Annotated in this window: 30 protein-coding genes; all 30 read right to left on the reverse strand. The window is 68.6% G+C overall.

Annotated elements, in window-relative coordinates; all coding sequences use genetic code 11:
* Window positions 1–24: 24 nt before the first annotated feature.
* Window positions 25–408, reverse strand: a complete 384-nt coding sequence (rplR, locus tag ABZ861_RS12665) for a 50S ribosomal protein L18 (protein ID WP_071373345.1) — start codon at window positions 406–408, stop codon at window positions 25–27.
* Window positions 409–411: 3 nt separating this feature from the next.
* Entirely contained in the window at window positions 412–951 is a 540-nt protein-coding gene (rplF, locus tag ABZ861_RS12670; RefSeq protein ID WP_361628141.1) for a 50S ribosomal protein L6, read from the reverse strand.
* Between the two features lie 24 nt (window positions 952–975).
* Window positions 976–1,374 carry a 30S ribosomal protein S8 gene (gene rpsH, locus ABZ861_RS12675; protein WP_361628144.1) on the reverse strand — a complete coding sequence of 133 codons (399 nt, stop codon included), beginning with the start codon at window positions 1,372–1,374 and terminating at the stop codon, window positions 976–978.
* A gap of 238 nt (window positions 1,375–1,612) precedes the next feature.
* Window positions 1,613–1,798: a type Z 30S ribosomal protein S14 gene (locus ABZ861_RS12680; protein ID WP_003948630.1), complete on the reverse strand. Its 186-nt coding sequence runs from the start codon at window positions 1,796–1,798 to the stop codon at window positions 1,613–1,615.
* A gap of 5 nt (window positions 1,799–1,803) precedes the next feature.
* Window positions 1,804–2,361 carry a 50S ribosomal protein L5 gene (rplE, locus tag ABZ861_RS12685; protein WP_361628147.1) on the reverse strand — a complete coding sequence of 186 codons (558 nt, stop codon included), beginning with the start codon at window positions 2,359–2,361 and terminating at the stop codon, window positions 1,804–1,806.
* Window positions 2,361–2,684 carry a 50S ribosomal protein L24 gene (gene rplX, locus ABZ861_RS12690; protein ID WP_361628150.1) on the reverse strand — a complete coding sequence of 108 codons (324 nt, stop codon included), beginning with the start codon at window positions 2,682–2,684 and terminating at the stop codon, window positions 2,361–2,363. The genes rplE and rplX overlap by 1 nt, the downstream gene beginning before the upstream one ends.
* A 2-nt stretch (window positions 2,685–2,686) precedes the next feature.
* The gene (gene rplN, locus ABZ861_RS12695) at window positions 2,687–3,055 is read right to left on the reverse strand and encodes a 50S ribosomal protein L14 (RefSeq protein ID WP_003998823.1); all 369 of its coding nucleotides are present in this window, start codon (window positions 3,053–3,055) and stop codon (window positions 2,687–2,689) included.
* Window positions 3,056–3,182: 127 nt separating this feature from the next.
* Complete coding sequence (gene rpsQ / locus ABZ861_RS12700; protein ID WP_100569747.1) at window positions 3,183–3,467, reverse strand: 30S ribosomal protein S17; 285 nt, start codon at window positions 3,465–3,467, stop codon at window positions 3,183–3,185.
* Window positions 3,467–3,691, reverse strand: a complete 225-nt coding sequence (gene rpmC / locus ABZ861_RS12705; protein ID WP_018564811.1) for a 50S ribosomal protein L29 — start codon at window positions 3,689–3,691, stop codon at window positions 3,467–3,469. The genes rpsQ and rpmC overlap by 1 nt, the downstream gene beginning before the upstream one ends.
* Complete coding sequence (rplP, locus tag ABZ861_RS12710) at window positions 3,691–4,110, reverse strand: 50S ribosomal protein L16 (RefSeq protein WP_351871152.1); 420 nt, start codon at window positions 4,108–4,110, stop codon at window positions 3,691–3,693. Before rplP ends, rpmC begins: the two co-directional genes overlap by 1 nt.
* A gap of 5 nt (window positions 4,111–4,115) precedes the next feature.
* Window positions 4,116–4,964: a 30S ribosomal protein S3 gene (gene rpsC / locus ABZ861_RS12715; protein WP_361628153.1), complete on the reverse strand. Its 849-nt coding sequence runs from the start codon at window positions 4,962–4,964 to the stop codon at window positions 4,116–4,118.
* Window positions 4,964–5,311 carry a 50S ribosomal protein L22 gene (gene rplV, locus ABZ861_RS12720; protein WP_165261516.1) on the reverse strand — a complete coding sequence of 116 codons (348 nt, stop codon included), beginning with the start codon at window positions 5,309–5,311 and terminating at the stop codon, window positions 4,964–4,966. The genes rpsC and rplV overlap by 1 nt, the downstream gene beginning before the upstream one ends.
* Before the next feature lie 44 nt (window positions 5,312–5,355).
* Window positions 5,356–5,637 carry a 30S ribosomal protein S19 gene (gene rpsS / locus ABZ861_RS12725; protein WP_361628157.1) on the reverse strand — a complete coding sequence of 94 codons (282 nt, stop codon included), beginning with the start codon at window positions 5,635–5,637 and terminating at the stop codon, window positions 5,356–5,358.
* A 12-nt stretch (window positions 5,638–5,649) separates the two neighbouring features.
* Complete coding sequence (gene rplB / locus ABZ861_RS12730; RefSeq protein ID WP_361628160.1) at window positions 5,650–6,486, reverse strand: 50S ribosomal protein L2; 837 nt, start codon at window positions 6,484–6,486, stop codon at window positions 5,650–5,652.
* Window positions 6,487–6,537: 51 nt separating this feature from the next.
* Complete coding sequence (gene rplW, locus ABZ861_RS12735) at window positions 6,538–6,957, reverse strand: 50S ribosomal protein L23 (RefSeq protein WP_361628163.1); 420 nt, start codon at window positions 6,955–6,957, stop codon at window positions 6,538–6,540.
* Window positions 6,957–7,622 (reverse strand): 50S ribosomal protein L4, encoded by a 666-nt coding sequence (gene rplD / locus ABZ861_RS12740; RefSeq protein WP_361628166.1) that lies wholly within the window; start codon window positions 7,620–7,622, stop codon window positions 6,957–6,959. The genes rplW and rplD overlap by 1 nt, the downstream gene beginning before the upstream one ends.
* An 8-nt stretch (window positions 7,623–7,630) precedes the next feature.
* The gene (gene rplC / locus ABZ861_RS12745; protein WP_361628169.1) at window positions 7,631–8,275 is read right to left on the reverse strand and encodes a 50S ribosomal protein L3; all 645 of its coding nucleotides are present in this window, start codon (window positions 8,273–8,275) and stop codon (window positions 7,631–7,633) included.
* A 17-nt stretch (window positions 8,276–8,292) separates the two neighbouring features.
* The gene (gene rpsJ / locus ABZ861_RS12750) at window positions 8,293–8,601 is read right to left on the reverse strand and encodes a 30S ribosomal protein S10 (RefSeq protein ID WP_003948644.1); all 309 of its coding nucleotides are present in this window, start codon (window positions 8,599–8,601) and stop codon (window positions 8,293–8,295) included.
* A 473-nt stretch (window positions 8,602–9,074) separates the two neighbouring features.
* Window positions 9,075–9,587, reverse strand: a complete 513-nt coding sequence (locus tag ABZ861_RS12755) for a hypothetical protein (RefSeq protein WP_361628172.1) — start codon at window positions 9,585–9,587, stop codon at window positions 9,075–9,077.
* Between the two features lie 106 nt (window positions 9,588–9,693).
* On the reverse strand, window positions 9,694–11,475 hold the full coding sequence (locus ABZ861_RS12760; RefSeq protein ID WP_361628175.1) for an alpha/beta hydrolase: 1,782 nt from the start codon (window positions 11,473–11,475) through the stop codon (window positions 9,694–9,696).
* Between the two features lie 7 nt (window positions 11,476–11,482).
* The gene (locus ABZ861_RS12765) at window positions 11,483–11,914 is read right to left on the reverse strand and encodes a hypothetical protein (protein ID WP_361628178.1); all 432 of its coding nucleotides are present in this window, start codon (window positions 11,912–11,914) and stop codon (window positions 11,483–11,485) included.
* Window positions 11,915–12,084: 170 nt separating this feature from the next.
* Window positions 12,085–13,287 (reverse strand): type VII secretion-associated serine protease mycosin, encoded by a 1,203-nt coding sequence (mycP, locus tag ABZ861_RS12770; protein ID WP_361628181.1) that lies wholly within the window; start codon window positions 13,285–13,287, stop codon window positions 12,085–12,087.
* Between the two features lie 1,532 nt (window positions 13,288–14,819).
* Window positions 14,820–15,278, reverse strand: coding sequence for a hypothetical protein (locus ABZ861_RS12775; RefSeq protein WP_361628184.1), 459 nt, complete (start codon window positions 15,276–15,278; stop codon window positions 14,820–14,822).
* A 106-nt stretch (window positions 15,279–15,384) separates the two neighbouring features.
* Entirely contained in the window at window positions 15,385–15,864 is a 480-nt protein-coding gene (locus tag ABZ861_RS12780; protein ID WP_361628187.1) for a hypothetical protein, read from the reverse strand.
* Window positions 15,865–15,935: 71 nt separating this feature from the next.
* Window positions 15,936–18,008 carry a hypothetical protein gene (locus tag ABZ861_RS12785; RefSeq protein WP_361628190.1) on the reverse strand — a complete coding sequence of 691 codons (2,073 nt, stop codon included), beginning with the start codon at window positions 18,006–18,008 and terminating at the stop codon, window positions 15,936–15,938.
* 78 nt (window positions 18,009–18,086) lie between these two features.
* The gene (locus ABZ861_RS12790) at window positions 18,087–18,437 is read right to left on the reverse strand and encodes a hypothetical protein (RefSeq protein ID WP_361628193.1); all 351 of its coding nucleotides are present in this window, start codon (window positions 18,435–18,437) and stop codon (window positions 18,087–18,089) included.
* Window positions 18,438–18,663: 226 nt separating this feature from the next.
* Window positions 18,664–19,857 (reverse strand): elongation factor Tu, encoded by a 1,194-nt coding sequence (gene tuf, locus ABZ861_RS12795; protein WP_361628196.1) that lies wholly within the window; start codon window positions 19,855–19,857, stop codon window positions 18,664–18,666.
* A 175-nt stretch (window positions 19,858–20,032) separates the two neighbouring features.
* Window positions 20,033–22,159 carry an elongation factor G gene (fusA, locus tag ABZ861_RS12800; RefSeq protein ID WP_361628199.1) on the reverse strand — a complete coding sequence of 709 codons (2,127 nt, stop codon included), beginning with the start codon at window positions 22,157–22,159 and terminating at the stop codon, window positions 20,033–20,035.
* A 39-nt stretch (window positions 22,160–22,198) separates the two neighbouring features.
* Window positions 22,199–22,669: a 30S ribosomal protein S7 gene (rpsG, locus tag ABZ861_RS12805; RefSeq protein WP_031045724.1), complete on the reverse strand. Its 471-nt coding sequence runs from the start codon at window positions 22,667–22,669 to the stop codon at window positions 22,199–22,201.
* A 2-nt stretch (window positions 22,670–22,671) separates the two neighbouring features.
* Window positions 22,672–23,043, reverse strand: coding sequence for a 30S ribosomal protein S12 (gene rpsL, locus ABZ861_RS12810; RefSeq protein ID WP_003948652.1), 372 nt, complete (start codon window positions 23,041–23,043; stop codon window positions 22,672–22,674).
* Window positions 23,044–23,278: the final 235 nt, after the last annotated feature.

A 23,278-nucleotide genomic window follows, 5' to 3' on the forward strand; every position in this document is an offset into this window, starting at 1 on the left:
TGTTTCCGCTAGCTCGGAACCGGCTCAGAACTTCAGGCCGGCTTCGCGGGCGGCGTCCGCCAGGGCGGCGATGCGCCCGGCGTACTGGTTGCCACCACGGTCGAACACGACAGCCTCGACACCGGCCGCCTTGGCACGCTCGGCGACCAGGGCGCCGACCTGCTTGGCCTGCGCGGACTTGTCGCCCTCGCCACCGCGGATCGAGGTGTCCAGGGTGGACGCCGACGCCAGGGTGTGGCCCTTGAGGTCGTCGATCACCTGCGCCACGATGTGGCGGTTGGAGCGGGTCACGACCAGACGCGGACGCTCCGCCGTGCCGGAGAGGTTCTTGCGAATCCGGATGTGGCGGCGCTTGATCGCGGCGCGCTTGTAGGCGTCGCCCTTGAGGATCTTCTGTCCGTATGCCATGGCTTACTTACCCGCCTTTCCGACCTTGCGGCGGATGACTTCGCCCTCGTACTTGACGCCCTTGGCCTTGTACGGGTCGGGCTTGCGCAGCTTGCGGATGTTGGCCGCGACCTCGCCGACCTTCTGCTTGTCGATGCCCTCGACCTGGAAGCGGGTCGGGGTCTCCACCTTGAAGGTGATGCCCTCGGGCGCCTCGATCAGGATCGGGTGGCTGTAACCGAGCGCGAACTCGAGGTCCGAGCCCTTGGCGGTCACGCGGTAACCGACACCGCTGATCTCGAGCTTCTTCACGTAACCCGTGGTCACGCCGGTGATCATGTTCGCCACCAGCGTGCGGGACAGGCCGTGGAGAGCCTTGTTCTGACGCTCGTCGTTGGGGCGGGTGACGTTCAGGACGCCGTCCTCACCCTTGACGATCTCGATCGGCGCCACGACGGTGTGGGTCAGCTCGCCCTTGGGGCCCTTGACCGCGACCGTACGGCCGTCGATGGTGACGTCCACGCCGGCGGGAACCGTGATGGGGAGCTTGCCAATACGCGACATAGCTGTTTCCTCCGTTCCCTTCCGTTACCAGACGTAGGCGAGGACTTCTCCGCCTACGCCCTTCTTGCCGGCCTGCTTGTCGGTGAGGAGCCCGTACGACGTGGAGATGATCGCCACGCCGAGGCCGCCCAGCACCTTGGGCAGGTTGGTGGACTTCGCGTACACCCGGAGACCGGGCTTGGAGATCCGCTTGATGCCCGCGATGGAGCGCTCACGGTTGGGGCCGAACTTCAGCTCCAGGACGAGGCTCTTGCCGACCTCGGCGTCCTCGACCTTCCAGCCCGTGATGAAGCCCTCCTGCTGGAGGATCTCCGCGATGTGAGACTTGATCTTCGAGTGCGGCATCGCCACGGAGTCGTGGTACGCCGAGTTCGCGTTCCGCAGACGCGTGAGCATGTCTGCGATCGGATCAGTCATGGTCATGAATTGGCCTTCGGCCTCTCTCGCCGGGGTTTCCTGGTGCGCCATCCCTCTCCCCGATCCGAGACGGGGCGGGTGCGGCGCGGTGGACCTACGGCGTAGTAAGCAGTCATGAGCGGGCAGAGCCCGCGAGCGTCGGGGCGCGGCGGACGCCCAACCCCCCAAGCCTACGGCATGGAAAGCAGGACGCCGGCCGCCCCCGTTTGCTTACCGAGAGTCCGGCTTCAACCCAACTGGGTCGTTACCAGGAGCTCTTGGTCACGCCCGGCAGCTCGCCGCGGTGAGCCATCTCACGAAGGCACACGCGGCACAGGCCGAACTTGCGGTACACGGAGTGCGGGCGGCCGCAGCGCTGGCAGCGGGTGTAGCCACGCACACCGAACTTGGGCTTGCGAGCAGCCTTCGCGATGAGAGCCTTCTTCGCCATCTCGCTCACGCCTCCTTGAACGGGAAGCCGAGGTGACGAAGGAGCGCGCGGCCCTCAGCGTCGTTGGTCGCCGTGGTGACCACGGTGATGTCCATACCCCGGACGCGGTCGATCTTGTCCTGGTCGATCTCGTGGAACATGACCTGCTCCGTGAGACCGAAGGTGTAGTTGCCACGGCCGTCGAACTGCTTGGGGGACAGGCCGCGGAAGTCGCGGATGCGCGGCAGCGCGAGCGACAGGGTGCGGTCCAGGAACTCCCACATGCGGTCGCCACGGAGCGTGACGTGGGCGCCGATCGGCTGGCCCTCGCGCAGCTTGAACTGCGCGATGGACTTACGGGCCTTGGTGACGGCCGGCTTCTGGCCGGTGATCGTGGTGAGGTCGCGCACGGCGCCCTCGATCAGCTTGGAGTCGCGGGCGGCGTCGCCCACACCCATGTTGACCACGATCTTCACGAGGCCCGGGACCTGCATGACGTTCGCGTACTTGAACTCGTCACGCAGCTTGCCGGCGATCTCCTCGCGGTACTTCTGCTTCAGACGCGGGGCAGTGGTGGTAGCCATCAGATGTCCTCACCCGTCCGCTTGGCAACGCGGATCTTGTTGCCTTCGTCGTCGAAGCGGTAGCCGACACGCGTGACGACCTTCTGCCCGTCCGTCTCCACGACCAACTGGACGTTGGAGACGTGGACGGGAGCCTCGGTGGTCACGATGCCGCCGGCCTGGGAACCGCTGGCGGTCGGGCCTGCCTTGGTGTGCTTCTTGACCCGGTTGACACCCTCGACCAGGACGCGGTCCTCGCGCGGGTAAGCGGCGATGACCTTGCCCTGCTTGCCCTTGTCCTTGCCGGTGATGACCTGGACCAGGTCGCCCTTCTTGATCTTCATGCTCACAGCACCTCCGGCGCGAGGGAGATGATCTTCATGAACTTCTTCTCGCGCAGCTCACGGCCCACGGGGCCGAAGATACGGGTGCCGCGAGGGTCGCCGTCGTTCTTCAGAATGACGGCGGCGTTCTCGTCGAAGCGGATGTACGAGCCGTCCGGGCGGCGGCGCTCCTTGACGGTGCGAACGATGACCGCCTTGACGACGTCACCCTTCTTCACGTTGCCACCGGGGATCGCGTCCTTGACGGTGGCGACGATGACGTCGCCGATGCCCGCGTAGCGGCGACCGGAGCCACCGAGCACACGGATGCAAAGGATTTCCTTCGCACCAGTGTTGTCGGCGACACGCAGTCGCGACTCCTGCTGGATCACGTCTATCTCCTGAATGTCTGCCGGTTCCCCGGGGGCCGCTCGGCGAGCGGCCCCCGGAGCCTGGCGGAACTGTCCTGCGAGGGGTGCCTCGCGGGAATACCTTGCGTAAGCAGTCCCCGGACGGGGATTACTTGGCCTTCTCGAGGATCTCGACGACGCGCCACCGCTTCGTGGCGGACAGCGGCCGGGTCTCCATGAGGAGGACACGGTCGCCGACGCCAGCGGCGTTCTGCTCGTCGTGCGCCTTGAGCTTCTCCGTACGGCGGATGACCTTGCCGTACAGCGCGTGCTTCACACGGTCCTCGACGGCGACGACGACGGTCTTGTCCATCTTGTCGCTGACGACGAGACCCTCGCGGGTCTTGCGGAAGCCACGGGCCTCTGCGTTCTCAGTCACGTTCTTCTCGCTCATCAGGCGTTCTCCACCGTTTCGATGCCCAGCTCACGCTCGCGCATCAGGGTGTAGATCCGCGCGATGTCCTTGCGGACCGCCTTCAGACGGCCGTGGTTCTCGAGCTGACCCGTCGCCGCCTGGAAGCGGAGGTTGAACAGCTCTTCCTTGGCCTCGCGGAGCTTGCCCAGAAGCTCCTCGTTGCCCAGCTCGCGCAGCTCGGACGCCTTGGTACCGGCCGACATCACGCTTCACCTGCCTCGCGCTTGACGATCCGGCACTTCATCGGCAGCTTGTGGGCCGCACGGGTCAGCGCCTCACGGGCGATCTTCTCGTTGGGGTACGACAGCTCGAACATGACGCGTCCGGGCTTGACGTTGGCGATCCACCACTCCGGGGAGCCCTTGCCGGAACCCATGCGGGTCTCGGCCGGCTTCTTGGTGAGGGGACGGTCCGGGTAGATGTTGATCCAGACCTTGCCGCCACGCTTGATGTGGCGGGTCATCGCGATACGAGCCGCCTCGATCTGGCGGTTCGTCACGTACGCCGGGGTCATCGCCTGGATGCCGTACTCGCCGAACGCGACCTGCGTGCCACCCTTGGCCATGCCGTCGCGCTTGGGGTGGTGCTGCTTGCGGTGCTTGACCCTACGGGGGATCAGCATGTCGGTCAGGCCTCCGTTCCGGTGCTCTCAGCCGGAGCGGCAGCGGCCGGGGCGGAGGACTCCGCCTTGGGGGCCTCGGCGGCCGGAGCCGTCTGCTGCTGCGGCTTGCGACCGCGCCGCTCGCCGCCGCCGCCGCGGCCGCCACGGGCCGGGCGGTCGGCGCCGCCGCCGCCACGGGCCGGGCGGTTGCCCGCACGGGCCGCGGCGTTCTCGGCGCGGACCTCGGCGATGTTCTTGACGTCGCCCTTGTAGATCCAGACCTTCACGCCGATGCGGCCGAAGGTCGTCTTGGCCTCGAAGAAGCCGTAGTCCACGTTCGCGCGGAGCGTGTGCAGGGGCACGCGGCCCTCGCGGTAGAACTCCGAGCGGGACATCTCGGCGCCGCCGAGGCGGCCGCCGCACTGGATCTTGATGCCCTTGGCGCCCGCCTTCATCGCCGACTGCATGCTCTTGCGCATGGCGCGGCGGAAGGAGACGCGGGAGGAGAGCTGCTCGGCGACGGCCTGGGCCACGAGCTGCGCATCGGTCTCGGGGTTCTTGACCTCGAGGATGTTGAGCTGGACCTGCTTGCCGGTGAGCTTCTCGAGGTCGCCGCGGATGCGGTCGGCCTCGGCGCCGCGGCGGCCGATGACGATGCCCGGACGAGCGGTGTGGATGTCCACCCGCACGCGGTCACGGGTGCGCTCGATCTCCACCTTCGAGATGCCGGCGCGCTCCATGCCGGACGTCATCATCCGGCGGATGGCGACGTCTTCCTTGACGTAGTCCTTGTACAGCTTGTCGGCGTACCAACGCGACTTGAAGTCGGTCGTGATACCGAGCCGGAACCCGTGCGGGTTTACCTTCTGGCCCATTACCGGGTTCCTTCCTTGCTGCTGACGACCACGGTGATGTGGCTGGTCCGCTTGCGGATCCGGTAGGCGCGGCCCTGGGCGCGCGGCCGGAACCGCTTCAGGGTCGGGCCCTCGTCGACGTACGCCTCGGAGATGAAGAGGCTGTCGGCGTCGGTGTGGTCGTAGTTGTGCGCGGCGTTGGCGATGGCGCTGTCCAGCACCTTGCCGACCGGCACGCTCGCGGCCTGCGGGGCGAAACGCAGGACCGCCTGAGCCTCCGTGGCGGCCATGCCACGGATGAGGTCCACCACGCGGCGGGCCTTCATGGGCGTGACGCGGATGTACCGCGCCTGGGCCCTGGCTTCCATGGTTGTCCCTTCAGTGTTTGTCATGGTCTTTCACACCCCGCTGACTAGCGGCGCTTCGACTTCCGGTCGTCCTTGACGTGACCCCGGAAGGTGCGCGTCGGCGAGAACTCGCCGAGCTTGTGGCCGACCATGGACTCGGTGACAAACACCGGGATGTGGGTCTTGCCGTTGTGCACCGCGATCGTGTGGCCGAGCATGGCCGGGATGATCATGGAGCGGCGGGACCAGGTCTTGATGACGTTCTTGGTGCCGGCTTCGTTCTGCGAGTCCACCTTCTTGATGAGGTGGTCGTCGACGAAAGGCCCCTTCTTCAAGCTACGAGGCATCTCAACCCGTCCCTATCGCTTCTTGTTCGTCTTGCGGCGGCGGACGATGTACTTGTTGCTCGCCTTCTTGGGAGAACGAGTACGACCTTCCTTCTGACCCCAGGGGCTGACCGGGTGGCGACCACCGGAGGTCTTGCCCTCACCACCACCGTGGGGGTGGTCAACCGGGTTCATCGCCACACCGCGAACGGTCGGGCGGACGCCCAGCCAGCGCTTGCGGCCGGCCTTGCCCCAGTTGATGTTGCTCTGCTCGGCGTTGCCGACCTCGCCGACGGTGGCGCGGCAGCGCGCGTCCACCATGCGGATCTCGCCGGACGGCATGCGGAGGGTCGCCATGGCGCCCTCGCGAGCCAGCAACTGCACCGAGGCGCCGGCGGACCGGGCGAACTTGGCGCCGCCGCCGGGGCGGAGCTCGATCGCGTGGATCGTGGTACCGACCGGGATGTTGCGGAGGGCCAGGTTGTTGCCCGGCTTGATGTCGGCCCCGGGACCGTTCTCGACGCGGTCGCCCTGCTGGAGGTTGCGCGGGGCGAGGATGTAGCGCTTCTCGCCGTCCGCGTAGTGCAGCAGCGCGATGCGCGCGGTGCGGTTGGGGTCGTACTCGATGTGCGCGACCTTCGCCGGCACGCCGTCCTTGTCGTGACGACGGAAGTCGATCACGCGGTAGGCGCGCTTGTGTCCGCCACCCTGGTGGCGAACGGTCACACGACCGGAATTGTTACGGCCGCCCTTGCTGTGCAGGGGGCGGACCAGCGACTTCTCCGGCGTGGACCGCGTGACCTCGACGAAGTCGGCGACGCTGGCGCCACGACGGCCAGGAGTCGTCGGCTTGTACTTGCGGATACCCATTGTCTCTCAGTCCTCGGAAATGATCCGGACTTTTCGGACGCCCGACCGCCGTCAGGCGGTCGGACCGCCGAAGATGTCGATACGGTCGCCCTCGGCGAGGGTCACGATCGCGCGCTTGGTGGCGGCACGCTGACCGAAGCCGGTCTTCGTGCGCTTGCGCTTGCCCTGGCGGTTGATCGTGTTGACCCCGGTGACCTTGACCTCGAAGACCGCCTGGACGGCCTCCTTGATCTGGGTCTTGTTGGCCCGCGGAGCGACGATGAACGTGTACTTGTTCTCGTCGAGCAGCGCGTAGCTCTTCTCCGAGACGACCGGCTTGATCAGGACGTCACGGGGGTCCGTGTAAGCCTTGCTCAGCGGGGTCTCGACGGTGTTCTTGCCCTCGGCGGCGTGGCGGCGCGCCTTGGCGACGCGCGCGACCTTGGCGGCCTTGGCGGCCTTGGAGGCGATGGAGGGGTGACGCGTAGCCATCAGGCCTCGCTCCCTTCGGTGTCGTTGGCCGTCTTCGGGCCGGCGACGAAGGACTCGAAAGCGGCCTGGGTGAAGACCACGTCGTCCGAGACGAGAACGTCGTACGTGTTGAGCTGGCCCGGCTCCAGGATGTGGACCTGGGGCAGGTTGCGGGCGGACAGCCACGCGGCCTCGTCGGAGCGGTCGGCGACGAGCAGCAGGTTCTTGCGCTCGCTGATCTTGCCGAACAGCACCTTGGCGGCCTTGGTGGAGACCTCGCCCTCGACCACGCCGGAGACGACGTGGATGCGGTCGTGGCGGGCCCGGTCGGTGAGGGCGTGGCGCAGGGCCGCGGCCTTCATCTTCTTCGGGGTCCGCTGCGAGTAGTCGCGCGGCACGGGACCGTGCACGACGCCACCGCCGGCGAACTGCGGCGCGCGGGTCGAGCCCTGACGGGCGCGGCCGGTGCCCTTCTGGCGGTACGGCTTCTTGCCGCCGCCGCGGACCTCGCCGCGACGCTTGGTCTTGTGCGTGCCCTGGCGGGCGGCGGCGTTCTGCGCGACGACGACCTGGTGGATCAGCGGGATGCTGATCTTCTCCACGCCGAAGATCTCCGCGGGCAGCTCGACGCTGCCGGTCTTCTCGCCGGCGGGCGAAAGGATGTCAATGCTTGTCGAAGTGCTCATCGGTTACCTCAGGCCCCCTTGGCCGCGCTGCGGACCAGGACGAGGCCGCCGTTCGGACCGGGAACCGCGCCCTTGATGAGCAGCAGACCCTTCTCCGCGTCAACGGCGTGGACGGTCAGGTTCTGGGTGGTGACCCGCTCGTTGCCCATGCGACCCGCCATGCGCAGGCCCTTGAACACGCGGCCCGGGGTGGCGCAGCCACCGATGGAGCCGGGAGAGCGGTGCTTGCGCTGGGTGCCGTGTCCGGCGCCGAGGCCACGGAAGTTGTGGCGCTTCATGACACCGGCGAAGCCCTTGCCCTTGCTCTTGCCGGTGACGTCCACCTTCACGCCGGCCTCGAACAACTCGGCGGTGATCTCCTGGCCGAGGGTGTACTCGGCGGCGTCCGCGGTGCGGATCTCGACGAGGTGGCGACGGGGGGTGACGTCGGCCTTGGCGAAGTGGCCCTTGAGGGGCTTGTTCACCTTGCGCGGGTCGATCTCGCCGAAGGCGATCTGGACCGACTCGTAGCCGTCGGCGTCGTTCGTACGGACCTGGGTGACGACGTTGGGGCCGGCCTTGACGACGGTGACCGGGACGACACGGTTGTTCTCGTCCCACACCTGCGTCATGCCGAGCTTCTCGCCCAGGATGCCCTTGATCTGCTTAGCCATCTGTCAGATCACCGGCCTCAGAGCTTGATCTCGATGTCGACACCGGCCGGGAGGTCGAGTCGCATCAGAGAGTCAACGGTCTTGGGGGTCGGGTCGAGGATGTCGATCAGGCGCTTGTGCGTGCGCATCTCGAAGTGCTCGCGCGAGTCCTTGTACTTGTGCGGCGACTTGATGACGCAGTACACGTTCTTCTCAGTGGGCAGCGGCACCGGGCCCGCGACCGACGCACCAGTGCGAGTCACCGTCTCGACGATCTTCTTCGCCGAGGAGTCGATGACCTCGTGGTCGTAGGCCTTGAGCCGGATGCGGATCTTCTGTCCCGCCATGGCTACTCCGTAGTCCTGTCTTCTCTCACGCTCTGGAACCCGGGTTTCCTTTCGGTCCCCGCCGCCACTCCGACCCACGCGGTCGGGTGTGTCGCGCTCCCGTTGACACGGATGCCCCGTGATCGGACATCCCTGCGGGATTGCGCACGGCCCTTCCGGAACCGCGGCCGGGGGCGAAGACCCACCGGGCGCCTGGCCGGCGCTGCGCCCACGCTTCCCGGAAGATTCCCGTACGTCCGCCCCAGCGCTGCCGTGAGGCAGTTAGGGCGACGAGTACTGTGGGACTCGCTTCCGGTCCTCCCGGCGGGAGGCGCGCAGCATCAACACTCGGCCGAGCAACTCGGACAGTCTGCCATACCCGACAGCGGGCTGGCCAATCGGGCCGAAGAGATTACCCCCAGGGTGACGCAGGTCAAACCGACGACGCGGGAACCGGGTGCCGTCGTCCGCTCGGCGCCGGCGCGGAGGTCCGCTCAGTACTGGGAGTTGAGGTCCGTGCCCGCGGGGGCGCGCCAGCAGCCGGAGACGACGTTCAGCATGAGCAGCGGATCCTTCTCATGCGGGTTGGTGGGGGTGGACACCATCAGCACGGCGTTCACCGAGAACCGGTCCCGCTCCGAGTCCGCCGTCAGGAACAGCGACTTGGCCTCGCTCTTCTCGTGGCCGTAGTCGACGATTCTCCAGCCCTTCTTGGGCAGTTCCTCGCGCAGCCGCTCGAACCCGGCCTTCAGCGCGTCCTCGGAGACGCCGTAGACCGACCAGGGATGCGCCGTCTTGTAGAGGTGGCCGGGGTCCTCGTCGCAGCTCGTGACGCCGGGTCCGGGCTGGGTGACCTTGGCCGCCGGCATGCCGAGCATCTCGTAGAGCGAGCTGGACACGCCCTTCGCCTTGGCACGGGCCTCGTCGACGCCCAGCACGGGGTGCTCGGAGGCCGCCGGAGAGCCGGAGGACCGGGGCGCCGAGGGAGGGTTTCCGTTGTGGTCCACGGTTGCGGAACATCCTGCCGTGAGAAGGGACGCTACGACTGCGGCGGCGAGGCCCCAGGAGGGCCTCCGGCACCGCTTCTTTGCAGGGCTGCGCATCGACATCGCCTTAAGGGTCCACTACTTGGTTGTACCGTCCGGTGACCACGGCCGCCTGGTTCTGGAGACTGAACGACCGCTCGTCCCAGTAGCCGCTGTGTCCGCTGGTGTCGACGGCCATGCGGTGCGCGCCGAACGCCTCGTCGGACGGGACGGTCTGGATGTAGCCGGCCTCGTAGGGCAGCCCGTGCCAGGTCTGGACGCCCCACTTGTCCCCGCCGAGGTGGGCGACCTTGCCGCCCACCGGGACCAGGTCGTTGCCCGCGGCTTCCGCCCAGACGTGCTTCTTGCCGACGTCGAGGTCGCTCGCATCGCCGACCAGCATGCCGGGGCTTCCGGCCACGACGATGTCGTCCGCGGCCAACTGCCCCGGCGCCTTGGACGCGGCGCCGATGACGGTGGAGCCGTAGCTGTGGCCGACGAGGGTGGTGTGGCTGGCCTCGGGACCGCCCTGCGCCGTCTGCAGACCGTCCATGAAGGCATTGAGCCTCGGCGCGCCGTCGTAGGCCCAGTGCTGCTCCATGGCCTCGGGCACGATGCTCTGCGGAGCGTCGTACCCGATCCACGTGATGGTCGAGGTCGTCCTGCCCGGGGACAGGCTCGCGGCGTCGCTCCACAGGCGCGTCATACGCTGGATGTCGCCGTGCGCCCCCGCCAGCCTCGACGTCGTCCCCGGCACGTACACCGCCGTGTTGTCGGCCGTGTCGGGGTCGCCGTTGGCCAGGATGACGTGTCCGTTGCCCTGGAGGTCGAACCCGAGCAGGTAGGCCGGGGGGAGGCCGTCGACGCCGGTCTGGTCGAACCGGGACCGGACGGCGTCCATGCCCTTGAGCTGGTCCTTGTACCTGTCGGCCAGGGCGTTCCACACGGTCCACTCCGGATTGCGGATCACGCCGCCCGCGGTGACGACCGTCTTGGCCGGCGCCGGGCCCAGCGCGTCCAGGTCGTGCTGGACCTGGGCGTGCGACACGTCCAGCACGGTCCGGTTGGCCGAGTCGCGGATCACGCTCGGCAGTCCGTCCAGCGCTCCGATCTCGGCGGGATACAGCGCCTGGTACTCCTCGCGCTGCTCCGGCGTGAGGCCGTCCCACCATTTCCGGTTGCCGGCCGGGGACCCGCCGTGCGGGATGCCGTCCTCGCCGAGGTAGGCCCCGACCGCCTTCCGGGCGTCCCCCCGGTCGTGGGCCTCGTCCAGGAGCATGTCGTCGGTCACGGCAAGGCCGTCCGGCGCCTTCAGCTCGCGCAGGAGCTGGGCGTAGCGGCCGTCGATCTCGGTCGCGCTGCTCACCGCCTGCGCGATGCGCTCGGCGATCTCCTCCGCCTTGCCCCTGTTCGGATCGCCGTTCGCCTCGCCCGCGCCGGGCAGGAAGGGGACCGGAGCACCCGGGCGGGCGGTGCCGGAGGCCGGGGCCGGCGACAGGGGCGGCCTGACGCTTCTCGGATACGCGACCGAGCCGTCCTCGTTGACCGTGAACTTCAGTTCAGCCGCGTCCTCCAGGGCCCCCATCAGCTTCTTGCGGGCGCCGGACAGCTCCGAGGCGAGGCCGCTGAGCGCCGTGCGGACGAGACCGCACTCGCTGTGGAGGTACTGGTAGTTCCGGCCCAACTGGGTCAGGTCCCGCTCCGCCGCGGTCTGCGCCTCGCCCTTCTGGGTGATGTGGACGGGGGCGGCCATCTCGTGGTCGACCCGGATGCGCGCGGCATCGGCGCGGTTGCTGACCTTGCTCCAGCCGTCCGCCGCGTCCTCGTACTCCGTGAACTTCGCGTCGCGCAGTTGCTGCCAGGTGGGCACGGCCGCCTCACCGCGCCCAGCCGGGCTTGCCGTCGCCCGCGCGCACGCCGTGGACCTTGCCGGCGACCGCGGGATCGACCTCTCCGAAGTCACGCCCCGCCTTGGCGAGCGCGCCGTGCAGCCGCTCGCACTCGTCGCGCACGGAGGTGAGCCGCTTCTCCCAGGTCCCCAGGATCTCGTCCAGCGCGGCGGTGCTGGTGAATCCGGCGGCGCCGCTCTTGACACCCTCGTGAGCCGTCCTCAGCTCCGTCAGCCCCGCGTCCGTGGCGGTCCGCAGATCCTGGGCGACACCGGCGGCCTTGGTCCACGGCCCCTGTGACGCCTTCAGGTCGGGACCTGACCCGCCGCCCGCTCCCCCGCCTCCGGGTTCGGCCAGATGGTCGATCCGCATCCGCTGAGCCGCCCCGGCCTTGAGCTGCTCCCACTCGTCCCACGCCATCAGCGCCCTCTCCCCCCGTCCTGACGGCAGTACGGACATGCCGCGCCGAACTCTCACCGCGGTACGGGAGTCTAGGCGGATCGCGCTGGCCGCACATGAGTACGTGTACTCAACTCCCGCCGCGTGCGGCGCGGCTGCCCTGCGCGGGCGTGCGTGCGCGAGGTGCCGGGTCACCTCTTGGCGGGGCGCCGCCTCCTGGCGACGCCGAGCGCGGCCGCGGCGCCGAGGAGAACGACGGCGGCGGCCCCCAGCCCGCCCCAGAGCGGGCCGCCGCCGCTCCCGGAGGAGGCCACGGCGGCGCGGTCCGCCTTCGCCGAGGGCGATGGGGACGGGGACGGGGAGGCCGGGGCGGCGGCCGCGAGATCGGGGAGCGGGTAGACGTCGGCCGGCCCCGGATCGCCCGGGTGCTGCAAGGCGATGCGCGGCCGGACGATCCCGTACCCGATGGAGTCGTTGCGCTTGGCGCCGTCCGTGGGGCCGCCGATGGTGTTCAACATGACGCGCAGCACCTGGTTGTTGGTCCAGCCGGGGTGCTTGGACCAGATGAGAGCGGCACTGGCGGAGGCAAGGGCGGTGGCGTCGCTGGTGCCGTGGCCTCTGCACAAGCCCGTGGAGCTGGCACAAGCGGCGATCAAGTCCTCCCCCGGAGCCGCCATGTCGACCTGCGGGCCGAAAGCGGATTCGCCGGTCCTGCGAAGGTTCTTGCCGACCGCCGCCACGCCGACCACTCCGGGCGTCGTCGCGGGATACACGAGTGGACTGCCCTTCTCACCGTCGTTTCCTACGGCAGCGAAGATCAGCGAGTCGCGCGACAGCGCGTACTTCACCGCGGCGTCCAGCTCCAGTGAGTGGACGAGCCCGCCCATGGAGATGTTGATGACCTGAGCGCCGGAGTCCGTCGCGTACCGGATCGCCTTGCTGAAGTAGGTAGGCCCCGCGAAGTTGTTGACGTCACCTTGGGCGGGCATGCGGACGGGCAGGATCTTGACGCCCGGTGCGAGGCCGAACGCTCCCCGCCCTCCGTGGGACGCGCCGGTACCCGCGATGAGCCCGGCCATTTCCGTGCCGTGGCCGTCGTAATCGGTGTGTTCGTCACCCTCGCGCTTCGTTGGGGCGAGGTCCTTCCCCGGAAGTACTCGCCCCTGCAAGTCAGCGTTGCTCAAGGTGACCCCGGTATCGATCACAGCGACGGTGATGCCCTTGCCTGTACTCGTCCGCCACATTTCTTCGGCATGCATGGCGTCCAGGTGCCACTGCGTGGATCGAACAGAGTCGGCGTGAGCCTGCGTAGCCGTACCGACCGCCATCAGCAGGCCGACGACCGCCGAGGCCATGATGCGCGCCGCACTGCGCAGCCGCTCGTTGATGGGCATAGGCGTTCTCAGGCCTCCTGATGCTCAGTCGTTGGCCGGCGGGTCGGTGCGGTGCTTGTTCTTCTGTCGCTCGTTTCGCCGCTGCGTCAGGCCGGCCGAGCCGTTCGGAGCCTTCCGGTCATCCCGCCGCCCGCCTGGCTCGCTGGGCAGACCGCCGGAGATGCCGCCCCGCGTGGGTGCGGAAGGCAGCGATGCCCCAGGACGTGCCGACGACCTCCCCATCCGCTGTGGAGTGCCGCCGGTGATGCCGTCGCGCGGTACAACCCCGGCACGTGCCGCAGCAGAACCAGGCGCGGGAGTGACCGGCTGTCCCGCTGCCCCAGGGCTCGGGGCCCGGCCGCCCGCTCCACGCCTGGGCGTCTGCTCTTCACCGAACACCGTCCCGGGCGCGCGAAATGCCGTCCGACCGGAAGGTGCAGCAGGACGTCCGCCGGTGATGCCCGAGCCGCCCGATGAATCGGAGGGGCTGGATGAACGAGACGACCCGGCACGTCCAGGCACCGGGCTCGGACTCGTGACGGCCCGGCCGATTCCCTGTGGGGTCGAAGGACTGCGCACAGGGCCGCGTGGGGCGACGGACGGTGGAGAACCGACCGGCGGCCGAGTGTACGGATCCGCGGGCACTCTCGCGGAAATCGGTCTCGTGAAGCTCTCGGACGGCAAATGACCTTCCAGTGGTGCGGACACGGAGTCAATCCCCACATGCGTTGCGGGCTCGATCACCGGCTGACGTACGGGCGGGCTCGGAGACCCGGTTGTGGGGGCGTTCCGTTGGCCCTCCAAGGTCACTGAGCTCCGCCGGCCTTCAGAGGGCACGTGGCTCTGGTGCCCACCATCAGAACTCCCGGTGCCCACGACGCGGGCGTCAGGTCTGAAACCTCCGCATGCCGGACCCTGTGTAATGCCGCCTCCCTCCCCTGGGAACGCCACCTCCTCATGTGAACCGTAGGGCTTCGCGGGGATGAGCGAGGTCGGCAGCGGTGGGAATGTGGGGCGTTGCAGGGTGTTCATCTGGGTTGCGGACAGTTCGTATGACTGGCCCAGCTTGCGCATTTGGGCCGCTGCCTCCTGGCGGACCTTCTCGCGGTCGGTCTTCAAGGCGGCCAGGTCGCTCGCCGATCTGGCGCGGATCGGCGCCGCGTCCGGATCGTTGTGCGCCCTCGCCGCCGCGTCCAGGTTCGCCCGGCTGCCCTCGGCGTCCCGTGGGATCGACGTCTGGGCCATGGCGATCGCGCCCGACGCCCGGCCCAGCCACTTTCCCGCGCCGTCGCTGAAGTCGCCCAGCCGGTGCGTGGAGTTGGCGAGGTCGTTCGCCCACGTCCGGAACGCCTCCGCGCCGTCGCCCCTCCACTCCACCCACTGCGGGCGGACCTTCAGCTCCTCCGCGATCGAGCGGATCTCCGTGGCGGCCGCGGTCAGGCGGTCGGCGGCCGCCTGCACCTCCCCGGCGTTCGCCTGGTCCAGCCACGCCAGCATCTGCTCATGGCTCATGCTCTCGAAGGACGTGGCGCCGCCGCTTTCCTCGCCCGCCATCAGATCGTGCCGCCCGAGTCGCCGCCGGGGCCCCACCGGGGCCGGGACGGGTCGTAGCTCTCGCCGTAGTGCTTGGTCGTCTCGGCGCTGATCGCCGCCATCCGGCGCCGGACGTCACGGTCGACGTTCTGGTAGCCCTTGTGCGAGGCCACGACCGCGATGCCCATGCCCTCCATGGAGTCGGACAGCAGCTTCGACAGCGTCTTCAACTCGCTGATCACCGACGCGTACGCGGTGAAGAGTCCGGACGCCTCCGCCCAGGCGCCGCCTCCGCCGCCGAACTGGCCCCGCACGAGCGGTGCCCGGCCGATCTCGCCCGGCCCGGCCTCCGAGCCCTTCAGATCGCGGATCAGGTCGTCCACCCGCTTCTTGAAGCCGGTGAACGACGCGTACTCCGCGGCCATCGCGGCCAGGGCGCCAGCGCCCGTCGCCACCGGTCCGCCCTCGCTCGACACCATGTCCTCCCTGTGCGCTCGTGAAGCAGTCGGTTCGGTAAGACTCTAGCTACACCCAGTGACAACCCCCGGTCGGGGCGATGTCCAGCGGCTGGCATCGGTTGACGGCTCAGCGCGCTGCGGACCCTGCGCAGCCCAGGGTCCTGACGGTGGCGGGGAAGTAGGACCGCATGAACTTCTCGATGTCCTTGCGGTGACTCCGGTCCGTGATCCTCACCTGCGGGAGTTGCAGCGTGAGAGTGAAGTAGTTGCCGCCTTTGGTCTTGCAGGGCGTGGTGGCAATTGCTCCGTCGGTTCCGATGAGTGTCTTGTAAGGGGAGGTGACACTTCTAGGGTCGGTGACACCAGAGACAGATCCAGTTCCCGTAGCGAGATACGTGAGATCGCTCGCTTCCTCGTCCCAAGAAAAGCGGAAACGCATCACCACATGGTGCTCCGACAGCACGAGACAAGGCGCTGTGCCGGCTCCCGCTCGGTCGACGCGATCGTCTTCGTCCCAGTTCTCGACGGTCGCTACGAGTTTCGCCGTCAGGGCGGGGTCGATGGGGGCGCCGCAGACCACTTTGGGGATCCGCTGCATGGAGGGCATGCCGCAAGAAGCGCTGAGGAGCAGAGGCGGCACAGCGAGCACACTCACCCAACGAGGGCCCTGACAGCCCCTCATTTCTGTGGCTCCCCAGACACTCCCCTAGCGTGCACGGCCCCGTCTTGGGCCGACCTGCCGATCTCGGTCTTTGCGTCAAAAGCTGACTCTCCGCTGCCCGGATGCGCTTTCCTCCATTCGTTCGCGAGCCCCATGAGCTGGCCATTTCTCGTGTCGTACGCCGCATAATTGTCGTCTGCCTGCTTTTTATCCAACCGCTCCTGCTCATCCTCCAACCACTTCCCCGTGACGTAGTCAAATCCCTGCTGCACATCCCCGCTCACCACCGGAATGTAGCCAATAGCCCGGTCGAACAGCGGCTTGGTGGCGAATGCGGCTGTGGCGGGGTCGCCCTGGGCCTGGACGCGGGCCTCCTCCAGGAAGCCGACCGTGCGGCCGGCGCGGAGGAGGGGTTCTGTCGGGTGGGAGCGGTCGCCGTGGAGGGCGGTCACCATCGCCTGGTTCAGGCCGCCGTTCAGGGTGTTGTAGGCGTCCTCGTCCTTGGAGATCTGCTTGGCCGCCTCGAAGAGCTGGTCCTGTCTCAGGGGGGACCTGGAGATGTCGACCTCGCTCATCGCGGCGTGGACCGTCGCGCCGTGGTTGACCAGGATGTCGGCCATCGGGCGGCGCAGCGAGGCCGGGAAGTCGTCGCCTTGGTCGGCCAGATGGGCCAGGGCCGCTCTCAGCACCGCCTGGTTGCTCGCCGTGTGGGCCGCGTAGTGCGGGTGGGGGCTGGAGGGGTCGATGCCCGTCGCCGCCGCGCGCAGGGCCGCGCCGAGGCCCGCGCGGTCGTCGTCGTCCAGGCCGGCCGTGTAGCCGCCCGACTTCCAGTCGCCGCGCTCGTGCAGCGTGACGTTCCAGTCGCGGTCCTTCATCAGGTACGTCAGGTGGTCGCCGGAGTCCAGGTAGTGCGCCGCGGTGGCCGGGTCGCGGCTCATGACGCCGAGGACGGCGTCCACCGGGTCGTTCGCGAACCAGCCGTCGCGGCGGCCCGCGTACGCGCCCTTGAGGCGCCAGACGTCCGGGGTGCGCCGCTCCGCCGCGATCATGTCGTCGGCGAGGTCCTCCAGCATGCCGCGGCTGTAGCCGTGGCCGTTCTGGAGGAGGGTGGCCAGGGACTGGTAGCCCACCGCCTTGTCCAGGCGGGCGCCCTGGACGTCCGTCGCGCGCCTGTCCGCGCCCGCGTGCCGCATCGCGGTGCGCCAGCGGCGGTACCAGGCGGACCCGGTGTCCTTCGTCGCCGAGGCGAGCGAGTCGGCCAGGCCGGTCTCGATCTCCGCACAGCCGCGCGCGGCCGGGCCGCCCCGCACGTGGATCAGGTCGTTCAGCTCGTCGGTCAGCCGGATCGTGCCCGCGGCGCCCAGGTCGTCCAGGAGGGTGCGGGAGAAGGCCGGGTCGGCGGCGTTGTCGCGGAAGGCGCGGGCGAGTTCGGCCCGTTCCGCCGGGGAGAGGCGGCCGCCCCGGCTCAGCCGCTCCAGGACGCGGTCGGCCGTCCGCGCCTCGTACGTCTCGACGTCGCCCAGGGCCCGGCCGTTGAAGCCGCGGCCGCCCATCGCCCCGTCCGCGTCGACGGTCACCGCGGCCAGCGCGATCCGCACACCGGTGTCCGCGTCCGTGACGTCCCGGACCGCCTTGTCGATGCGGTCCTGGAAGGTCTGGACGGCGGCAGCGGCGGCGGCAGCGGCAGGGCCCGGCGCACCGGGCCGCGCGGAGGAGGACCGGGGAGCGTCCGGGTCCGGGGCGACCCGGCCGCGCGGCGACACCGCCATGCCCGCCGCCAGCGCCTCCTGGTGCACGGTCCGCAGCTTGCCGCGCAGGTCGACGAACTGCGTGTGCGCGTCCCGGAGCAGGGACGCGACCGCCTTGGCCTCCGTCTGCGCGTGCTGGAACTCCCCGAGCGTGACGTCGAAGCGGGCGCTCGCCGCCTGCGCGCTCAGCCCCGTCCAGGTGCGGCCCATCGCGATGCCGTGGACGTCGCGCCGGTACGCCGTCTCCTGCTTGGCGAACTCCCCCGCCATGCCCTCCCAGCGGTCGGCCGCCGTGGTGAGCGCGGAGAGGTCGGCGGTCATGATCTCGTGGTACGTCGGCATCCAGGTTCCGTCCCCGGGCTCGGTCCTCGGCGGACTCCGGCCGCGCGCGCCGCTCGGCCGGCGTCCGCCCGTGCGTCCTCAGTAGCGGTCGAGCGCCGACCGCTCCCGCAGCGCCGAGCCGACCGCCAGGTCCGTGCCGGTCAGCACGCGGTCGCCGGCGCGCAGCGCGTCCTTCTCCGCGCCGAGGCGGTTCATCAGGTTCCTGACCTGGTCGCCCCAGGCGCGGTGGGCCTGGTGCAGAGCGGCGGCCGTCAGCCAGCCTTCGCCGTCCTCCGCGCCGAGGGCCCGGACCGCCGCGCCGGTCTCCTCGTCCGCCCAGTCGCCGGCGGCCCGCGTGCCGGGCTCGACGCGCGTCTCCACGGCGGTCGCCGCGGCCTGCTTCTCGGCGGGCGAGGAGACCAGGTCCTCGGGTCCGGGGCCGTTCACCATCGCGCACTCCACCGTCCCTCACCGCACCGATCGGCGACACTCTCGTGCACTTCAACCGGCGGACGCCGGGCCGCGTCACGGTGTCACGGCGCCTTTCGCGGCCCGGAGTCGACGCCGCCCGGACATGCCGACGCCGTCCGGACATGCGAAGAGGGCCCGTACGACCGAAGTCGTACGGGCCCTCCCGGGTGCTCGCAGCGGAGCTGCCAGGTCAGATCGTCAAGGGTTACTTGACGATCTTGGTGACCTGGCCGGCGCCGACGGTCCGGCCACCCTCACGGATGGCGAACTTGAGGCCCTCCTCCATGGCGATGGGCTGGATGAGGTCCACCTTCATCTCGGTGTTGTCACCCGGCATGACCATCTCGGTGCCCTCGGGGAGGGTCACCACGCCGGTCACGTCCGTCGTGCGGAAGTAGAACTGCGGGCGGTAGTTGTTGAAGAACGGCGTGTGGCGGCCGCCCTCGTCCTTGGACAGGATGTACGCCTGCGCCTCGAACTCGGTGTGCGGGGTGACCGAGCCCGGCTTGATGATGACCTGGCCGCGCTCGACGTCCTCGCGCTTGATGCCGCGAAGCAGCAGACCGACGTTCTCACCGGCCTGGCCCTCGTCGAGCAGCTTGCGGAACATCTCGATGCCGGTGACCGTGGTGGTGGTCTTCTCGGTCTTGATGCCGATGATGTCGACGGTCTCGTTGACCTTGAGGACACCGCGCTCGATACGGCCGGTGACGACCGTGCCGCGACCGGTGATCGTGAAGACGTCCTCGATCGGCATCAGGAACGGCTTGTCGACGTCGCGCTCGGGCTCCGGGATCGCGGTGTCGACGGCGTTCATGAGGTCCAGGACGGACTGGGTCCACTGCGCGTCGCCCTCGAGGGCCTTGAGCGCGGAGACGCGGACGACCGGCAGGTCGTCGCCCGGGAACTCGTACTCGGAGAGAAGCTCACGGACCTCGAGCTCGACGAGCTCCATGATCTCCTCGTCGTCCACCATGTCGGCCTTGTTCAGGGCGACGACGATGTACGGAACGCCGACCTGGCGGGCCAGGAGCACGTGCTCCTTGGTCTGCGGCATCGGGCCGTCGGTGGCGGCGACCACCAGGATCGCGCCGTCCATCTGCGCGGCACCGGTGATCATGTTCTTGATGTAGTCCGCGTGACCCGGGCAGTCGACGTGGGCGTAGTGACGCGCCTCGGTCTGGTACTCGACGTGCGCGATGGAGATGGTGATACCGCGCTGGCGCTCCTCGGGGGCCTTGTCGATGTTGTCGAACGGGGTGGCCTCGTTCAGGTCCGGGTACGCGTCGTGCAGCACCTTGGTAATGGCGGCCGTGAGGGTCGTCTTACCGTGGTCGATGTGACCGATGGTGCCGATGTTGACGTGCGGCTTAGTCCGCTCGAACTTCGCCTTCGCCACTGGGGTCCTCCTGTGGAGTGGTTCTGTACGCCTTACTTCATCGGCGCCAGGTGATCTTTGCTGGATGGCCCGGATCCCCGGGGCGCTCCCCCCGCTCCGTCATGGTGGCGACGGAAGCGGGGGGAGTGCCCCACGAGGCTCCGGAGTCAAGCCTAAAGGCTGGAACTCGGGTGAGTTACTCGCCCTTGGCCTTCGCGATGATCTCCTCGGCGACGTTCCGCGGAACCTCGGCGTAGGAGTCGAACTGCATCGAGTAGCTCGCGCGACCCGATGTCTTGCTGCGGAGGTCTCCGACGTAGCCGAACATCTCCGAGAGGGGCACGAGGCCCTTCACGACGCGGGCGCCCGCCCGCTCCTCCATGGCCTGGATCTGGCCACGGCGGGAGTTGATGTCGCCGATGACCTCGCCCATGTAGTCCTCGGGCGTGGTGACCTCGACGGCCATCATCGGCTCGAGCAGCACGGGGCTGGCCTTGCGCGCGGCCTCCTTGAAGGCCTGCGAACCGGCGATCTTGAAGGCCAGCTCGGAGGAGTCGACCTCGTGGTAGCCGCCGTCGAGAAGCGTGACGCGGACGCCCGTCATCTCGTAGCCCGCGAGGATGCCGAACTGCATGGCCTCCTGCGCACCGGCGTCGACCGAAGGGATGTACTCCTTCGGGATGCGACCGCCGGTGACCTTGTTCACGAACTCATACGACGCGTCGCCGCCCTCGATGGGCTCGATCGCGATCTGCACCTTGGCGAACTGGCCGGTGCCGCCGGTCTGCTTCTTGTGGGTGTAGTCCACGCGCTCGACGGCCTTGCGGATCGTCTCGCGGTAAGCGACCTGCGGCTTGCCGACGTTGGCCTCGACCTTGAACTCACGGCGCATGCGGTCGACCAGCACCTCGAGGTGCAGTTCGCCCATGCCGCCGATGATGGTCTGGCCGGTCTCCTCGTCCGAGTGGACCTGGAAGGAGGGGTCCTCCTCCGCGAGACGCTGGATGGCGACGCCCAGCTTCTCCTGGTCGCCCTTGGACTTGGGCTCGATGGCGACCTGGATCACCGGCGCCGGGAAGTCCATGGACTCCAGGATCACCGGGTTCTTGTCGTCGGACAGCGTCTCACCGGTGGTGGTCTGCTTCAGGCCCATGACGGCGACGATGTCGCCGGCGCCCACCGACTCGATCTCCTCACGCTTGTTGGCGTGCATGCGGTAGATCTTGCCGATGCGCTCCTTCTTGCCCTTGACGGAGTTCAGCACCGAGGTGCCGGACTCCAGGCGGCCCGAGTAGACCCGGACGAAGGTGAGCTTGCCGAGGTGCGGGTCGCTCATGATCTTGAACGCCAGCGCGGACAGCGGCTCGGTCTCGGACGGCTTGCGCCGGACCACGACCTCGGGGTCCTTGACGTCGTGGCCCTCGATGGCCTCGACGTCGAGCGGGGTCGGGAGGTAGCGCACGACCGCGTCGAGCAGGGGCTGGACGCCCTTGTTCTTGAACGCGGTACCGCAGAACACCGGGGTGACCGTGATGTCGCTGGACTTGCCGGACGCGATGGTGATGCGGCGGATCGCGGCGTAGAGCTGCTCCTCGGTGGGCTCCTCGCCCTCCAGGAACATCTCCATGATCTTGTCGTCGTTCTCCGCGACGGCCTCGACCAGCTTGCCGCGCCACTCCTCGGCGGCCTCGACGTGGGTCTCCGGGATGTCGACGGTGTCGTACATCTCGCCCTTGGCGGCCTCGGCGGACCACACGAGCGCCTTCATGCGGACCAGGTCCACAACGCCCTTGAAGTCGGCCTCGGCGCCGATCGGGAGCTGCATGACGAGCGGCTGGGCGCCCAGGCGGTCCGAGATCATGTCCACGCAGCGGTGGAACTCGGCGCCGGTGCGGTCCAGCTTGTTGACGAAGCAGATGCGCGGCACGCCGTAGCGGTCGGCCTGACGCCACACCGTCTCGGACTGGGGCTCGACACCGGCGACGCCGTCGAACACCGTCACGGCACCGTCGAGCACGCGCAGGGAGCGCTCCACCTCGACGGTGAAGTCGACGTGACCCGGGGTGTCGATGATGTTGATGGTGTAGTCGCTGCCGTCGAGCGGCCAGTGGCAGGTGGTCGCAGCAGACGTGATCGTGATGCCACGCTCCTGCTCCTGCTCCATCCAGTCCATCGTGGCGGCGCCGTCGTGGACCTCACCGATCTTGTACGACACGCCGGTGTAGAACAGGATCCGCTCGGTGGTGGTCGTCTTGCCCGCGTCGATGTGGGCCATGATCCCGATGTTGCGGACCTTGGCCAGGTCAAGTGAAGTGGTAGCCATAAGGCTTCAGTCTTCTCTCGGTCTCGATGTGGGTAGCGACTACCAGCGGTAGTGCGCGAAGGCCTTGTTGGACTCGGCCATCTTGTGCGTGTCCTCGCGCTTCTTGACGGCCGCACCGAGGCCGTTCGAAGCGTCGAGAAGCTCGTTGAGCAGACGCTCGGTCATCGTCTTCTCGCGACGGGCGCGGGAGTAGCCGACCAGCCAGCGCAGCGCCAGGGTGTTGGCGCGGCCGGGCTTGACCTCGATCGGCACCTGGTACGTGGCGCCGCCGACGCGGCGGGACTTGACCTCGAGGGTCGGCTTGATGTTCTCCAGCGCGCGCTTCAGCGTGATGACCGGGTCGTTGCTGGTCTTCTCGCGCAGACCCTCCATGGCGCCGTAGACGATGCGCTCGGCGGTGGAGCGCTTGCCGTTCATCAGCACCTTGTTGATGAGGGAGGTCACCAGAGGAGAACCGTAGACCGGGTCGATGATGACCGGGCGCTTCGGGGCGGGGCCCTTACGAGGCATTCTTACTTCTCCTTCTTGGCGCCGTAGCGGCTGCGGGCCTGCTTGCGGTTCTTGACACCCTGGGTGTCGAGCGAACCGCGGATGATCTTGTAGCGAACACCCGGCAGGTCCTTCACACGGCCGCCGCGCACGAGCACGATGGAGTGCTCCTGCAGGTTGTGTCCCTCACCCGGAATGTAAGCGGTGACCTCGATGCCGCTGGTCAGACGCACACGCGCGACCTTACGCAGGGCCGAGTTCGGCTTCTTCGGGGTGGTCGTGAACACACGCGTGCAGACGCCACGACGCTGGGGCGAACCCTCGAGTGCCGGCGTCTTGTTCTTTTCGACCTTGTCCTGCCGGCCCTTGCGGACCAGCTGCTGGATCGTAGGCACTACTTCTCCGGTTTCTGTGTGCCGATAGGTACAGCTAACCTGGAACTTCTCCGACCCACGCGGTCGGGTGTGTCGAATCGCGAACTCCTGCCGCAGGGCAGGAAGAGGCGCGGATCACGGTGGCCGGTGACGGCTCCCAGGCGGTTGAAGGCACGCACGAGAGCCAGGGCACACCCCAGGCACAAGGTCTGAGCGTACCTACCTCACGGACTCCGGTCAAAACAAATGCAGTCCA

The sequence above is a fragment of the Streptomyces sp. NPDC046985 genome (assembly GCF_040644415.1).
Classification (GTDB): Bacteria; Actinomycetota; Actinomycetes; order Streptomycetales; family Streptomycetaceae; genus Streptomyces.

Coding starts and splice junctions, on each gene's coding strand:
- rplR (WP_071373345.1), bottom strand. CDS start 408: ATGGCATACGGACAGAAGATCCTCAAGGGCGACGCCTACAAGCGCGCC.
- rplF (WP_361628141.1), bottom strand. CDS start 951: ATGTCGCGTATTGGCAAGCTCCCCATCACGGTTCCCGCCGGCGTGGAC.
- rpsH (WP_361628144.1), bottom strand. CDS start 1,374: ATGACCATGACTGATCCGATCGCAGACATGCTCACGCGTCTGCGGAAC.
- ABZ861_RS12680 (WP_003948630.1), bottom strand. CDS start 1,798: ATGGCGAAGAAGGCTCTCATCGCGAAGGCTGCTCGCAAGCCCAAGTTC.
- rplE (WP_361628147.1), bottom strand. CDS start 2,361: ATGGCTACCACCACTGCCCCGCGTCTGAAGCAGAAGTACCGCGAGGAG.
- rplX (WP_361628150.1), bottom strand. CDS start 2,684: ATGAAGATCAAGAAGGGCGACCTGGTCCAGGTCATCACCGGCAAGGAC.
- rpsQ (WP_100569747.1), bottom strand. CDS start 3,467: ATGAGCGAGAAGAACGTGACTGAGAACGCAGAGGCCCGTGGCTTCCGC.
- rpmC (WP_018564811.1), bottom strand. CDS start 3,691: ATGTCGGCCGGTACCAAGGCGTCCGAGCTGCGCGAGCTGGGCAACGAG.
- rplP (WP_351871152.1), bottom strand. CDS start 4,110: ATGCTGATCCCCCGTAGGGTCAAGCACCGCAAGCAGCACCACCCCAAG.
- rpsC (WP_361628153.1), bottom strand. CDS start 4,964: ATGGGCCAGAAGGTAAACCCGCACGGGTTCCGGCTCGGTATCACGACC.
- rplV (WP_165261516.1), bottom strand. CDS start 5,311: ATGGAAGCCAGGGCCCAGGCGCGGTACATCCGCGTCACGCCCATGAAG.
- rpsS (WP_361628157.1), bottom strand. CDS start 5,637: ATGCCTCGTAGCTTGAAGAAGGGGCCTTTCGTCGACGACCACCTCATC.
- rplB (WP_361628160.1), bottom strand. CDS start 6,486: ATGGGTATCCGCAAGTACAAGCCGACGACTCCTGGCCGTCGTGGCGCC.
- rplW (WP_361628163.1), bottom strand. CDS start 6,957: ATGGCTACGCGTCACCCCTCCATCGCCTCCAAGGCCGCCAAGGCCGCC.
- rplD (WP_361628166.1), bottom strand. CDS start 7,622: ATGAGCACTTCGACAAGCATTGACATCCTTTCGCCCGCCGGCGAGAAG.
- rplC (WP_361628169.1), bottom strand. CDS start 8,275: ATGGCTAAGCAGATCAAGGGCATCCTGGGCGAGAAGCTCGGCATGACG.
- rpsJ (WP_003948644.1), bottom strand. CDS start 8,601: ATGGCGGGACAGAAGATCCGCATCCGGCTCAAGGCCTACGACCACGAG.
- ABZ861_RS12765 (WP_361628178.1), bottom strand. CDS start 11,914: ATGGCGTGGGACGAGTGGGAGCAGCTCAAGGCCGGGGCGGCTCAGCGG.
- mycP (WP_361628181.1), bottom strand. CDS start 13,287: ATGCCCATCAACGAGCGGCTGCGCAGTGCGGCGCGCATCATGGCCTCG.
- ABZ861_RS12775 (WP_361628184.1), bottom strand. CDS start 15,278: ATGGTGTCGAGCGAGGGCGGACCGGTGGCGACGGGCGCTGGCGCCCTG.
- ABZ861_RS12780 (WP_361628187.1), bottom strand. CDS start 15,864: ATGCCCTCCATGCAGCGGATCCCCAAAGTGGTCTGCGGCGCCCCCATC.
- ABZ861_RS12785 (WP_361628190.1), bottom strand. CDS start 18,008: ATGCCGACGTACCACGAGATCATGACCGCCGACCTCTCCGCGCTCACC.
- ABZ861_RS12790 (WP_361628193.1), bottom strand. CDS start 18,437: ATGGTGAACGGCCCCGGACCCGAGGACCTGGTCTCCTCGCCCGCCGAG.
- fusA (WP_361628199.1), bottom strand. CDS start 22,159: ATGGCTACCACTTCACTTGACCTGGCCAAGGTCCGCAACATCGGGATC.
- rpsG (WP_031045724.1), bottom strand. CDS start 22,669: ATGCCTCGTAAGGGCCCCGCCCCGAAGCGCCCGGTCATCATCGACCCG.